At 52.0% G+C, this 13731-nt stretch carries 14 protein-coding genes; 3 read left to right on the top strand and 11 right to left on the bottom strand.

Annotated elements, in window-relative coordinates; translation table 11 throughout:
• Nucleotides 1-46: 46 nt before the first annotated feature.
• Together groES and FIU95_RS05320 are read right to left on the bottom strand one after the other, a co-directional pair.
• Nucleotides 47-340: a co-chaperone GroES gene (groES, locus tag FIU95_RS05325; RefSeq protein WP_152452204.1), complete on the bottom strand. Its 294-nt coding sequence runs from the start codon at nt 338-340 to the stop codon at nt 47-49.
• Nucleotides 341-558: 218 nt separating this feature from the next.
• Nucleotides 559-1035, bottom strand: a complete 477-nt coding sequence (locus tag FIU95_RS05320; protein WP_152452202.1) for an FxsA family protein — start codon at nt 1033-1035, stop codon at nt 559-561.
• Between the two features lie 154 nt (nt 1036-1189).
• Between FIU95_RS05320 and cfa the strand changes: the two genes are divergently transcribed.
• Entirely contained in the window at nt 1190-2335 is a 1146-nt protein-coding gene (gene cfa, locus FIU95_RS05315) for a cyclopropane fatty acyl phospholipid synthase (protein ID WP_152452200.1), read from the top strand.
• Nucleotides 2336-2484: 149 nt separating this feature from the next.
• Nucleotides 2485-3276 (top strand): hypothetical protein, encoded by a 792-nt coding sequence (locus FIU95_RS05310; RefSeq protein ID WP_152452198.1) that lies wholly within the window; start codon nt 2485-2487, stop codon nt 3274-3276.
• A gap of 123 nt (nt 3277-3399) precedes the next feature.
• Here the strand turns inward: FIU95_RS05310 and FIU95_RS05305 are convergent, their stop codons facing one another.
• A complete protein-coding gene (locus FIU95_RS05305; RefSeq protein WP_152452196.1) occupies nt 3400-4161 on the bottom strand; it encodes an SDR family oxidoreductase in 762 nt (253 codons plus the stop codon).
• Nucleotides 4162-4238: 77 nt separating this feature from the next.
• Nucleotides 4239-5252 (bottom strand): DUF481 domain-containing protein, encoded by a 1014-nt coding sequence (locus tag FIU95_RS05300; protein WP_253868871.1) that lies wholly within the window; start codon nt 5250-5252, stop codon nt 4239-4241.
• Nucleotides 5253-5499: 247 nt separating this feature from the next.
• On the opposite strand from FIU95_RS05300, the gene FIU95_RS05295 reads away from it, so the two are divergent.
• The gene (locus tag FIU95_RS05295) at nt 5500-5814 is read left to right on the top strand and encodes an MGMT family protein (protein ID WP_152452192.1); all 315 of its coding nucleotides are present in this window, start codon (nt 5500-5502) and stop codon (nt 5812-5814) included.
• Nucleotides 5815-5861: 47 nt separating this feature from the next.
• Here FIU95_RS05295 and FIU95_RS05290 read toward each other — a convergent pair whose 3' ends face one another.
• The 7 genes from FIU95_RS05290 to ampD all read right to left on the bottom strand — a co-directional run bounded on the left by FIU95_RS05290 (nt 5862) and on the right by ampD (nt 13691).
• The gene (locus FIU95_RS05290) at nt 5862-7136 is read right to left on the bottom strand and encodes an AmpG family muropeptide MFS transporter (RefSeq protein ID WP_152452190.1); all 1275 of its coding nucleotides are present in this window, start codon (nt 7134-7136) and stop codon (nt 5862-5864) included.
• A 307-nt stretch (nt 7137-7443) separates the two neighbouring features.
• Nucleotides 7444-8796, bottom strand: coding sequence for an AmpG family muropeptide MFS transporter (locus FIU95_RS05285; protein ID WP_152452188.1), 1353 nt, complete (start codon nt 8794-8796; stop codon nt 7444-7446).
• A gap of 77 nt (nt 8797-8873) precedes the next feature.
• Nucleotides 8874-9449, bottom strand: coding sequence for a YbhB/YbcL family Raf kinase inhibitor-like protein (locus FIU95_RS05280; protein ID WP_305848665.1), 576 nt, complete (start codon nt 9447-9449; stop codon nt 8874-8876).
• Between the two features lie 33 nt (nt 9450-9482).
• Nucleotides 9483-10469, bottom strand: coding sequence for a threonine/serine dehydratase (locus FIU95_RS05275; RefSeq protein WP_152452184.1), 987 nt, complete (start codon nt 10467-10469; stop codon nt 9483-9485).
• Nucleotides 10470-10564: 95 nt separating this feature from the next.
• A complete protein-coding gene (locus FIU95_RS05270) occupies nt 10565-11992 on the bottom strand; it encodes an aldehyde dehydrogenase family protein (RefSeq protein ID WP_216646304.1) in 1428 nt (475 codons plus the stop codon).
• 172 nt (nt 11993-12164) lie between these two features.
• On the bottom strand, nt 12165-13040 hold the full coding sequence (gene ampE / locus FIU95_RS05265; protein ID WP_152452182.1) for a regulatory signaling modulator protein AmpE: 876 nt from the start codon (nt 13038-13040) through the stop codon (nt 12165-12167).
• 90 nt (nt 13041-13130) lie between these two features.
• Nucleotides 13131-13691: a 1,6-anhydro-N-acetylmuramyl-L-alanine amidase AmpD gene (gene ampD / locus FIU95_RS05260; protein WP_152452180.1), complete on the bottom strand. Its 561-nt coding sequence runs from the start codon at nt 13689-13691 to the stop codon at nt 13131-13133.
• Nucleotides 13692-13731: the final 40 nt, after the last annotated feature.

Raw genomic sequence — 13731 nt, 5'->3', positions numbered from 1 at the left:
TTCTTATTCCTCAAATTCTTTTTGCGAGTAAAGTTAAAGGCTGGCCTTAGCCTTCCAACACGCCGTAGATGTCACCTTCGCTCATGATGATCAGCTCTTCGCCGTCCACCTTGAGGGTATTGCTGTCGGCATAGCGACCGAAAACAACAGTGTCACCTACCTTCACAGACAGTGCGCGAACGTCGCCATTGTCCAGCTGCTTGCCCTCACCCACGGCTACCACTTCACCTTGGTTCGGCTTTTCTTTGGCAGCGCCTGGCAGCACGATACCGCCAGCTGACATCGCTTCTTCTTCCTTACGGCGTACTACGACGCGGTCGTGTAAAGGACGAATTTTCATGGATAAGTTCTCCATTGAGTCGTTTTTTTAAGGTTTTTTCAACATCGGCGGTACCAGCCCTAGGGACCAGTAACCTCACCCCTCCCTGGTTATCAGGGGCGGGGTTTAATTCAGAGTTGCTCCCTATCTATGGGCGCGAGAATAGATTTCAACACTCTTCTGTGAAAAAACTGCAAAAGTACCGGATGAAGAGAAAAAATGTGCACTATTTAACCAAATCAGTCTTTATCGTGCTTGTGATCCACCTGCTCTCTAGACTTTCTCTTGTCTCGTGAAAACTCTCCCTCGATGATATCTGGACCCCGCTGACTGGAGTCGGATCTGTGGGGACCACCGGGGTGGACTATGGTGACATGACGCAACAGTCTTCCCAGTAGCAGTTGGCGCAACCCCGGTATCAGGCAGGCAAACCCGATGGCATCGGTGATAAATCCAGGGGTCAGCAGCAGCGCGCCGCCCACAGCGAGAAAAATCCCCTCGACCATCTCTTTGGCGGGAATATCACCGGTGCGCATCTTCTCCTGAGCCCTCATCAGGGTCGACAACCCCTGGCGACGCAAGAGGGTTACACCAACGATGGCCGTCAAAAATACCAGCCCAATGGTAGGCAAGGCGCCGATTTCTCTCCCTACGGTGATTAACACCCACATTTCAAGTACAGGTAGGACTATAAATAGAAGCAGCAAGGGACGCATAGAGAGAATTCCTGATCTAAAAGCCCATCCCAACTATAAGGGCGAGAAGGAGCTAGAGGTGTTGTCGATATGCTGAAGTAAATGGAGTGGCGAGGCAAATTATTCAAGGGCGCCATATTCAACCCCACAATAACCGGGAGAGAGGGAGGCTTAGATGGCAAGCGAACAGCAGGATGCCTTGGAGGCACCAACCATTGGTCGCAGCCGACATTTAGTCGATGATATTTTGGCCGAGGCCGATGTTCGAATTAATGGTGACAGACCCTGGGACATCCAGCTGCACCGGGAAGAAGCGCTGGACGAGATTGTCGCACGCCAAAGCTTGGGGTTAGGCGAGACCTATATGCGTGGCGACTGGGATGTGCCAGCTTTAGATCAGTTTATGACCCGTGTGATCAAGGCGGACCTAGATCGTCATATGAAAACCTGGCGCAACACCTGGCGCTATCTGCGCAGCTATTGCATCAATCTGCAAAGCCGCAATCGGGCCTTCGAAGTGGGCGAACACCACTACGATCTCGGCAATGAATTTTACGCAGCCATGCTCGACAGCCGCCTCACCTACAGTTGCGGTTACTGGAAAGATGCGCAAACCCTGGATGAGGCCCAGGAGGCCAAGCTGGACCTCATATGCCGTAAACTGCAATTAGAGCCCGGTATGAAACTGCTGGATATCGGCTGTGGCTGGGGAAGCCTGATTGGCTATGCCGCGCAAAAATACCAGGTAGAGTGTGTTGGTATCACCATATCCCGCGAACAGCGGGCTTATGCTTCGGAACGCTATGCCAATCTGCCTATTAAGGTACACCTGCAGGATTACCGTGCTCTTAATGAGCGTTTTGACCGCATTGCCAGTGTTGGCATGTTCGAGCATGTGGGCCACAAAAATCATAAAGCCTTTATGGAAGTCGGTAAGCGCTGCTTGAAGAAAGACGGTATTTTGCTCCTGCACACCATCGGTAAATCCAAGCCCACCAATACCGACCCCTGGTTCGAAAAATATATTTTCCCAAATGGCGAAATACCAACAGCAGTGCGAATATCCCAAGCTGCGCAGGGAATTTTCACCAGTGAAGATTTACATAATTTCGGGCCGGATTACGACAAAACACTCTTGGCCTGGCATGAGAATTTTGAACGCAACTGGCCCCGCTTTGCAGATCGTTACGGAAGAAAGTTTTCTCGCATGTGGCGATTTTATTTATTAACCAGCGCTGCAACATTCAGATCGCGAAGGCTGCAATTGTGGCAATGGATGTTTTCCAATAATCGCACCGGTGGGGTGGAACGTATTTGCTGAGCAAATACAACGCCTATCCATGCGAATATAAACACATTTAAAATTGAGCACGGGTGACTGGCCAAAAGACAGCCACCCAGCTCTTGCCCTCTTCATCAAGCGCCCTACCTATCCTACAGGCCAGCCTCACTGGTTAAGGATTTCCTACAATGCATTTCTTATTTGAAACTACTAATGGCCTAAAGCTGCTGATACAAATTCACACCTTCACAGCGATTGTCCTCACTGTTCTTGCTATCCCGCTGACCATATTGATGAAGAAAGGGAGCATCTACCACCGCGCCTGCGGTATAACCTCATTGTTACTAGCCGTTATATTTTCTGGTAGCGCAATATTAATGCTTTTTAACCCATTCATTGTCCCACACCTGAAAGCAGATATTCCCAGATATCAGATAGATACCGCCTATGTGTACAACACGCATCCGGATCTTTTATTGCTTGGGCTAATTTCTATATTCTGCTATGCAATATTTTCCGCTTATCGCATCTGGCCTAGAACCAAACACTCAAAAGATGACCGTATTACTTCCAGCCTTTTCGATTGGCTATTGACCCTGGTGGCTGCCTGGGTAGCCATTTTTTATTTCCAGGTGTTCTTGTATGACATTGGCCATCACCCCAGCTATGCCAATATCTTTCTTGTCCCATCAGCAATCATGTTGATTTTTGCCGCGTTCGACGTTTATACCTTTACTTTTCGTCCTCATATTTCCGGCAGGCCCTGGTGGGCTTTACATATGAGCAAGATGCTTCTCGCCTGGATCACAATGATAAAAGGTTTTTTATTCAGAGACTTTCATTTATCGCTCAACAAGACTGTTTTCCACGAAGTCATGTCCACTATTGTATGGATCGTTGTCTGCTTAATAATCTATCTAATCTTTCGCAAGAGATTTAGCCAACTGAGTAAACAGGGAAGCACAAAAAATAAGCCATGAGTCGGCTATTGAAATAGCCTGAATTAGACTTAGGTCAGGGGGAAATATCAGGATTGGGGAGGGAATAGGTTAAAAGGGTGAACAGTGTTCACCCTTTTAACTAGATCTCTGGGCTACTAGCTACTAGAGACGCGCACCACCATCAACATCTAGAACACGACCAGTGATAAAGTCATTTTCCAGGATGAAGGTAACGGTGGAGGCAATCTCATCCTGATCCCCGAGACGGCGCAGCGGCACCTGTTTTACCAGGCTATCCAGGATCTCTGGGCGCATCTGCGCAACCATATCGGTGCCGATAAAACCCGGGGCAATTGCGGCCACCCGTACACCGTAGCGGGCCAGTTCGCGGGCCCAGGTTACTGTCATTGCGGCAACCCCCGCCTTACTGGCAGAGTAATTGGTTTGCCCCATATTGCCGGCACGGGAAAGACTGGAGATATTAATCATTACCCCGCCTTTGCCACTCTCCGCCATAATCCCCGCAGCCGCTCGACCACAGAGGAAAACACCGGTCAGGTTCACATCAATGACCGATTGCCACTGAGCTAGAGACATTCGGTCGGTCACTTTGCCTTCTTTACATTTCAGCAACAGGCCATCGCGCATAATACCGGCATTATTGATCAGCACCTGCAGGCCACCGAAGTCCTCGGCAATTTGCAGAAAGCCCTTGTCCACCTCTTCTTCATTGGCGACATTGAGCACATAGCTACGCGCCTCGGCGCCGTGCTGCTCACAAGCGGCAACGCTCTGCTTGAGACCGTCCTCGTTGACATCGATCAATGCCAGCCGGGCTCCGCGCGCAGCCAAGTATTCTGCCATTGCACGTCCCAAACCTTGGCCCGCGCCAGTAATCGCCACTATGCTGCCGGCAATCTGCATGATGAACTCCTTATTTTTTAATATTTTATTGCGGTTGTGCCCTGACACCTTCCCTAACAGAATGTGCCAGCAAAATCTTACCATTCATAACCGACACCCACGGTTACCTTGGTATCTTCTTTTTCACTCTCCAGTGACGGGGTATTGTCGTATTGCCACTGATAGCCAATTTCCATTAAAACACCTTCCACCAATGGGGTGCGCACCCCGACTTTGGCATTCGCCTGATAGTCATCACCGTGATCAAAGGATTGCAGTGTTTCCTGGTCGAAGTAAATTTCCGGGCCGAGGGAAAATTTATAGCGATAATTCATCGCTATGCGACCCGCAACATACTGGTCATCCTGGCCTTCGCTCAGTTCTGCATCGATAAAGTCTTCCTGCAGGCTACTGACACCGCCTTCCAGGGAAAAAGCGGTTTTATCGGTATCGTAAAACAAGTAACCCAGACCGAGACCCATCGTGGTGCCCAAGTCTAAGTTTCGCGCTTCTTCATGTTCGAGCGCTGTGTTCGCTGCGGCAAACCATTTTTCCGCAAAGATCCAGCGGAGATCATAAGTGAACTGATATTTTTCCAGGTCACCGTCGGCTTCACTGTCCTGATTCTGATATAGGGCACTGAGCAAGTGATGGAAATCTCCGTGACGCACATCCAGATTAATATTTGCATCTAGATCTTCGCGCTCACGGTTGCCGGATTCGAAGACCCCGCCCGCACTGACATTGCCATGGAATACCACCGGGTTACTGACAAAGTGGGGATAGGGTTCGGCGCGCTCAACACCGGGAAAATCAATCAGCCAACCATCCCCCTCGGCACAATAGACTTCCCATTGTTCCTGGTGATGCCCCGCCAGGGTACAAGGCTCATCGCGCCCGGCAATTTTCAAGTCGGTATCGACATCCATAGAAACAACTTTGGACTTATCAACTTTGACCTGGCCAAAAGTTTCGGACTTCCAAATTACCTGCTCGCTATCAACCAGCACCAACTCTCCCTGAATACGATCACCGTTCTCAAGGGTGAGCACACCGGCATGGAGTGACAAAGGGGCCAGGCAGAAAAGAGTTTGCGTGAAAAACTTAGACAAGCGTGTCGATAGAACCACAGGAGGACCTTAAAGTTTCTGGGTGAACCAACAGTGAAAACCGTTCTAAAAAAAACGAAACAAGCTGCAATAATGCCATAACTGTCAATAATCTGGCACGCCGTTACTACTCAACAAGCAAAAGGAAAAAACGGGCACGGCAGCTTTAGATACGCATTTATAGCCTATTCGGCACCAATTGCTGCAAACTGAGGCAAACTTCCGATAAGTGGTTAAGTGGAGAGATTTAGTGAGCGAAGAACAAACTAGCAGTGCACTTGCCAGAATATGTCGCGTTTTGGCCTCAATCCCAAGTGGCTATGTAGTCACTTATGGGGATTTGGCAGAAATGGCCGGCTTTCCCAGAGCAGCTCGACTCGCCGGCCAACAACTGAGGAAGTTACCCAAAGACACAAATCTCCCTTGGCACAGAGTCATCAACGCCCAGGGACGTATCTCCCTGCCCGAGCCCGGGGCCTCGCGCCAGCGGGAGCGACTACAGAAGGAGGGGGTTAGCTTTCTCAAAGGGCGAGTGGATATGGCTAGATACCGGTGGAAGCCCTAGGGGAGCCTGTCCGACGAACAAGCTAAAGAGCGATATGGCCCGCAATATCAGGCTTCTTCGCCCTCCCCCTTCCACGGGGCCACGGCAAAGAGTAACAACATCCCTGGAACCGCAAGAGCGGCGCACAGCAAGAAGAAGTTGATCCAACCCATAGACTCCACCAAATAGCCCGTAGAGGCATTGGCAAAAGTTCTGGGCAGGGAGGTCAGCGCCGTAAAGAGCGCTAATTGTGTCGCGGTATGCAATTTACTCGTGGTTCGAGCAATAAAGGCAATAAACACTGCGGTTCCAAGCCCCACCCCCAAGTATTCAAAAGCAATAACCACTGCCAGTAACCAGAGGCTGGGCTTGAACCCGGGGGTACCCACCAAGCCCTCATTGGCCTGGGCCAGAATCATAAAACCAAAGATCGAAACAAGCTGAATAACCCCGAAAATCCACAGGCATTTATTAATGCCGATGCGCACGATTAACAGCCCGCCGAGAAAGCCACCAATTACCGCCGGCCAAAGCCCGGCATTTTTAGCGACAATACCAATATCCGTATTGGAATAGCCCATATCCAGGTAGTAAGGCGTCGCCAGGGCAGTAGCCATGCTATCGCCCAACTTATACAGAAACATAAAGGCCAATACCAAGACGGCATGCCTGACGCCATTGCGACTAAAAAACTCCACAAAAGGCAAAACGATGGCTTCACGTAGTGATCTTGGTCGCGCGGCAGGGTGCTGCGGTTCGGAAACCATTAAGGTCATAAATACCGCAATCAGCATAAAGGCCGCCGTCACCCAAAACACCTGCCCCCAGGCCAGGTGATCAGAGAGAATTAAGCTGAGAGACCCCGGCACTAAGCCGGAAATGCGGTAAGCGTTGGCGTGAAAAGAGTTGCCGAGTCCCAACTCCCAGTCTGGTAGGATTTCCCGGCGAAAGGCATCCAGAACAATATCCTGGCTGGCGCTAAAAAAGGCGACGCCGAAGCACAGGGCTGCAATCGTCCAAATATTAAATTGGGGGTTGAACATCCCCAGTGCGCCAATAAAGACGATCAGCAGGAGCTGCATCACCAGCATCCACCCCCGCCGCCTCCCTAATATCGGGAAAGCGTAGCGCTCCATAAGCGGCGCCCAGAGAAACTTCCAGGTATAGGGCAATCCCAGTAGGGAGAAAATACCAATCGTCGCCAGGTCCACTCCCTCGGTTCTGAGCCAAGCGGGCACCAACTGTATCAGTACAAACAACGGCATCCCCGAGGAAAAGCCGGTGCCGATACAGATCAGCATTCTCCGGTTAAATATCGCTTCCCTGACTGTTTCGTGGGACATAGTTTGTCGTGTTTATTCGTTAACTCTGCATTGAAAATGTGCCAATTACCGTAAACAAATCCGGTAGTCCTCATGGGGGAGGCAGCAATGACTATGCGCAGGAAAAGGAGTGGGTTTCCCCTCCACCAACATAGACACAAGCCAACGAAAATGCCCGGAGTCAGCAACTATCTAGTGCACAAACTGAAAACCACTAAAAACGCTGGGGGTCGCTTTCAGCGACCACCAAGAAATTCAAAAAGAATTCGACGGGAAGAAGGATGGGAAAAACGAGTCAATGCCTGCCCTGAACTACCTTGAGCAGCCCCTAGCCAGGCTGAGGCTGCTCTCCACGCCAGTCACGCTTTTCCCTACGCCAGAGGTAGATGGCAAGTAGGACAGCTGGCAACCCCATCAGGGCGGCGTAAATAAAGAAATGAGCATAGCCCTGAGCATCGACCACTATGCCAGAGAAGCCACTGATAAATTTACCGGGCAACGTCATCAGGGAGCTAAACAAGGCGTACTGCGTGGCTGTATAAGCCTTGTTCGCCAGGCTGGAGAGATAAGCAATCAAAACCGCGTTGGCGATGCCCCCGCTGATATTGTCGGCACTGATCACCAAAGCCAGCCAGGCCTTGTCCGGGCCGATAAGCGCGAGCTGGGCAAACAGGAGGTTGGTACACGCGACCATCACCGCGCCGAGGATCAGGGGGCGCATAATGCCGTAGCGCACGACGAATAGGCCACCGAGAAACGAACCGAGGACCGTGCAGAAAAACCCAAAAACCTTACTGATCTCGGCGATTTCGGTCTTGGTAAATCCCAAATCCAAGTAAAAGGGATTCGCCATGATGCCCATGGCAATATCGCTGAGGCGGAATATGCCGATAAAAATCAACAAAACGAGGGCAAAACGACCATTACGCTGGAAGAATTCAATAAACGGGCAGGCCACCGCTCGAATGAACCACTCTTTAAGACGGCTGTGCTCTCCTTTGCCAAGCAGGCGCTCGACCCATGCACTCTGCATGCCCTCCGCCTCGCGATTGACCTGGGAATGATCGGGCTCGGCAATCGCCAATGTGGTGATCACACCAATGCCCATCAGTCCCGCCATCGCCAGGTAAGATACCGACCAGCTGGCAATATCCGCGATATAGAGCGCACCAGCCCCTGCCACCAGCATCGCTACTCGATAGCCAAAGACGTAATTCGCCGCCATGGCGCCCTGATAATTTTCATCGATCGCTTCGATTCGATAGGCATCAATAGCGACATCCTGCGAAGCCGAGCAAAATGCCACCCACAGGGCGAGTAGGGCCACTTCGGTCAGGGCCAATTGTGGGTTTACGCTGGACATTCCCATAAGCCCAAGAGCTATACCTAGTTGGGAGACCAGCATCCAACTGCGGCGTTTACCCAGGCGCGCAATTGGAGAAGGCAGACGCAGGTGATCGATGATCGGTGCCCACAACACCTTGATGGAAAAGGTGATACCCACCCAGGCAAAAAAACCGATGGCTGTGCGACTCACACCGTAATCGCGCAGCCAGGCGGTCAGAGTGGAAAAAACCAGCAGTAAGGGGAGTCCGGCCGAGAAACCAAGGAAAAACATGGTGAGGACTTTGGGCTTCAGGTAAACCCGCAGTGTCTGCCCCCAGGTTAAGTTCTGCTGCATGTTTTCCAAGTTCACTCCCAAAGCCCACAGGCCACTCAATCAGCTCATTATTTTTTCTTTACCGAAGCTTGGGCAATTTAGTGGCCCCACAGAACCTCAAGTTCGGCCTCCGCCAATTTATTGGCGTTTACATTGAAGCCTACCTTGGCGGGGGAGGAATTCTCATCCAGCGGCAAAGAATCCACTTTCAGGGCATAAACCCGGAATCGATAGCGGTGATCGCCGTGACCTTTTGGAGGACAGGCACCCCCATAACCGGGGTTGCCATAATCATTGCGCCCCTGAACCGCCTCAGGTATCAAGCCGTTTTTAAGGTCACCCGCGCCCTCCGGCAAGCTGGTTACATCAGCGGGGATATTAAACATCACCCAGTGCCACCAACCGCTGCCAGTAGGCGCATCGGGATCATAGACCATCACCGCATAGCTTTTAGTTCCCTCCGGCGCGCCACTCCAGCTCAACTGGGGAGAGAGGTTCTCCCCACCACATCCGCTATACACGTGGGCCAGCGGCATCTTCCCACCGGGTTTCAGGGAGCTGGAAGAGAGGGTCAGCTGCCCTGCTTGCGCAGCCATTGTCGCCAGGAAAAGTGCTGATGCCAGTAGGCCTTTACTGAGTTTGCGGTAACTAAAACGGCGAAATCCTATATTCATTTCCAATGCTCCCATGTTTATTCTTCTATACCGTTATTCTTCTACACCAGCCAATAGGTTCGAGGCCCTATCCAGGTCCATATTGCCGCCCGTGAGGACTATCGCAACATTCTTATTGCGAAAGCGCGCACCGTGCTCAAGCACCGCGGCCAGGCCAACCGCCGCAGAGGGTTCCACCAATTGCTTGGTACGCGTCCACAACAGTTCCATTGCCCGCACGATACCATTTTCAGAAACTGTCACAATATCCCGCACCGTGCGACGAATCACGGGATAATTCCTGCGTCCCAGTGTGGTGCGCAGACCATCGGCAATGGTATTGGGCTGCTGGGTGGTGATATGCACCCCACCGCGTAAAGACCTTTGGGCATCATCAGCACCTGCGGGTTCAGCGCCAATCACCAACACATCCGGTGCAAGAGCCGTCATGGCCAGGCCGATACCTGCCAGCAACCCCCCACCCCCTACCGGGGCCAGGATCACATCAGGAGTAAAACCCCGATCGCGACACTGCTGCATCATTTCCAACGCAACGGTGCCCTGCCCCGCGATAATGCGGCTGTCATCAAAAGGCGGAACCACATGGGCACCAGTCTCCTCTACTACTGCTTGCAATGCGGCTTCACGCTCGGTTTGGCTGGGACCACAACTGATAATTTTGGCACCGTAACTCTGCACAGCCACTCGCTTGGCCTTGGGCGCCGTCTCTGGCATCACAACTATACAGGGCAGGCCGCGCTCAGCTGCCGCCCATGCCAGGGCTGCGCCGTGATTTCCCGAGGAGTGGGTTGCCACCAGTTGTACCCCATCAGGCAGATTGGCAAGGGCGTTGGTGGCACCGCGGGCCTTGAAAGCACCCACTTTCTGCAGGTGCTCGCATTTGAACCAGAGATTAGCGCCCCCTACTTGGTCGAGTAATTGGGAGCGAATGAGTGGTGTTCTATGAACAGAGCCAGAAATAGTTTGAGCAGCGCAAAAAACATCCGCGCTGGTGGGCAGGTCGTTACGGTCCGATAGCATGGTTTTCTTGTCTAAATAATTTTTGCTGAATGTACCAATTCACTCCCCTAAAAAACCAGTAAATTTCCCTCTTCCAGCCACAAGCCCCGGCGGCTCTACTTCTGCAACATTCTCAACAAGCTGAATTTTCGTTTATTGAAAGGGGCATAGCGCAGATTGAAATCCAAAATATTCTTGCGCTTCATTACGGCCTTGTAGTGACTGAAGGTTTTAAAACCATGCTCTCCGTGATAACAGCCCATTCCGCTGGCTCCCACTCCGCCAAACGGCAGATCCTGGGCCAACATAAACATCATGCAGTCATTCACACAGGCGTTACCGGAGCTACAGCTTGAGACAATGCGATCGGCCAAGTCATCGCTTTTGGTAAAGACATACAAGGCCAGCGGTTTTTCCCGTTGATTAACAAATGCCTCCACTTTTCCGAACTCATCCAGCTCGACCACCGGCAGAATTGGCCCGAATATCTCCTCCTGCATCACTGGCGCCTCAAGATTGACACAGCGCATCAAAGTCGGTGCCATATAACACTCTTCAACATCCACATCACCGCCATAGATAACATCTCCACCACTGAGAAGATCCGCCAGGCGCAGCGTATGCCGGCTATTGACGATACGCCCATAGTCAGGACTCTTCTGTGAGTTCTCGCCGAACATTGCTATCAACGCCTGTTGAATAGCCGGTACCAATAAATCGGCGGTATGCTGAGTGCACAGTACATAATCCGGTGCGATACAGGTCTGCCCTGCATTGGTGAACTTACCCCAAGCGATGCGACGGGCGGCGAGCTCAATATCGGCATCGTCCGCAACGATACAGGGGCTCTTTCCCCCGAGTTCCAAAGTGACCGGCGTCAGGTGTTTGGCTGCGGCCTCCATAACAATTCTCCCGACCCTGCCACCGCCGGTGTACATAATATGGTCCCAGCGCTGCTCCAGCAGCTCAGTGGTCTCGGCTACAGCGCCCTCAACACAGGCAAATGCATCGCGGTCGAGATAGCTCGGCAACAGCTCTGCGATCAATTGAGAGGTAGTGGGTGCCAGCTCTGATGGCTTAACCACGGCGCAATTTCCCGCAGCGATTGCGGGAACCAATGGCGATAGCAGCAACTGCAAAGGATAGTTCCAGGCGCCTATTATCAGAGCCACTCCGAGAGGTTCCGGACGGATATAGCTAGTTGCGGGCTGGGTCAGTAGTGGTGAGGACACTTTCCGCGGGCGAACCCAGCGCTTTAAGCGCTTGAGGGTATGATCGATATCACTGTAGAGGAAAGCGATCTCAGTCAGATAGGCTTCCTGCGGAGCCTTGTGTAAGTCTTCCCCCAGGGCATGAATAAAGCGGGCTTCGTTTTCGCTGAGCATTTTGCGCAACTGACTCAACTGCCGACGCCTCCAGCCCAGTTCTGCAGTGACTCCACTGCGAAAATAAGCCCTCAGGCCGGCAACCAAGGCTGCGGCATTGCCACCACTTCCCACACTGAGATCTGACAGCATTTGCGCTTCCAGTAATGAAACCTTCAACCCTATATCCTCCAATGAGTATATGTCGCCCGCAGCCAGGCCTAGGACCGGGACTCTGCAGCGGGCGCAATCTTCTTGGAGGCAGGTTATAAGTCAAGCAACTGGTAGAAAATTTTCCCTTTTAATGGAGAGTTGAAAGGATTTTGATCCAGAAAGGTGTGTATGTTCACACTCAGAAAAACAAGACTACCAACGCCAGCACGGTAATCCAAAGCAACAGGGATCTGGATAGCAACGCCTGTAAGCCCTCAATTTCCGCACCACTTTGACGCTGGATATGGGAGAGGTCTGCAGTGGCACTGCACTCATTGGCGTCAATGCCGCCCAACGCGCCCTCGAGATAAGCTTCAAGCACTTGGGCAGTATCCCGCTCCCGACACATCAGGCACTGTCTCCAGGCCCGATAACAACCGGCAAAATTTCCGACAATCGCAAAGCTGAGTCCCATTACCCGCACAGGTACCCACTCCAACAGCCACAGCCAGCGGGCAGCTGTCGCCTCTCTTTCGGTTCCCCGAGCCCGTTCTGCATACAGGGCACTTAGACGAAACAACAGCGCCCCGGGAATCCCCAGTAAAATAAACCAAAACAATACGGCAAAAAGCCGCTCAAAAGCACAGTATGCCGCACCGCGAAAAACCTGTTCATGCAGGCGTCCACCCTCGGCAGCATCTTCATGAATGTCCTGTAACAAGGGGCGCGCTGCTTCAGCGGCACCTTTAAAATCACCCCGATACCAACTGCGCAGATAAGCGCTCAAAATATCATTAAAATTTCCACGTCCCAGACAGTAGAGCAACAGGGGAACTCCCAGCAACAGCACCCCCAGAGCGCCGAAGGAAGACTCTATTAGAACCATTATCAGCGCCACTGCCAGAACCGGTAGCAGGATGCTGAACCCGAGCTGCAAACCCTCTTTTTCACGCAGCTGGGCAAGCCTCCCAACATAGGCACTCCAGCGATCGAACCAACGATCGCGGTGCAAAGGCGCACCCGATCCCCAAATTTGTACCAGGGCCAATGTAAATAAAATAATCAGCAAGGTCATAACGTTGCCGCAATAATCTGTAGAGAAATTAAATTACCGACACAATAGTGCCGGAACTCGATTGTAATGCTGCCTAAACACCACTCATGATTACCCAGTGATTTTCTGCACTTCCTCCAGGTAACGTGTCCAGTCAAAACCCGGTCCCGGATCTAACTTGCGCCCAGGAGCGATATCGGAGTGCCCGGTAATTTTATCGACCCCTATATCTGGGTAGGCCTGCATAATGGCGCGTGTCACCTCTGCCAGCGCCAAATACTGGGCATCGGTATAACTATCCGTATCCAACCCCTCCAGCTCGATGCCAATAGAGAAGTCATTGCAGTTACTGCGCCCCCTAAATTCCGATTTACCCGCATGCCAGGCGCGTCGATCCAGCGGCACATACTGGGTAACGATGCCATCGCGATCGATAAGTAGATGTGCAGAAACCTGCAAAGCGGCAATTTCCGCAAAATAAGGGTGGGCATCGATATCCAGCTGCCCCAGAAAAAACGTATCGATATAGGGGCCGCCGTACTGGCCAGGGGGCAGGCTGATACTGTGAATCACCAGCAGGTCCACAGGGCAGTCTTCTGGCCGGCTGTTGCAGTGAGGACTGGGAACCCGACGCGCTCCGGATAACCAGCCGGAATCCACTTGATATTTCAATCTGCGATCTCCGCTCCAAAAAACTACCACCCCGAATAGC

Origin of the sequence: Microbulbifer sp. THAF38 (assembly GCF_009363535.1) — a bacterium.
Taxonomy (GTDB): domain Bacteria; phylum Pseudomonadota; class Gammaproteobacteria; order Pseudomonadales; family Cellvibrionaceae; genus Microbulbifer.
Note: the sequence above shows the minus strand (reverse complement) of the source record. Positions and strands in the feature narration are given on the sequence as shown.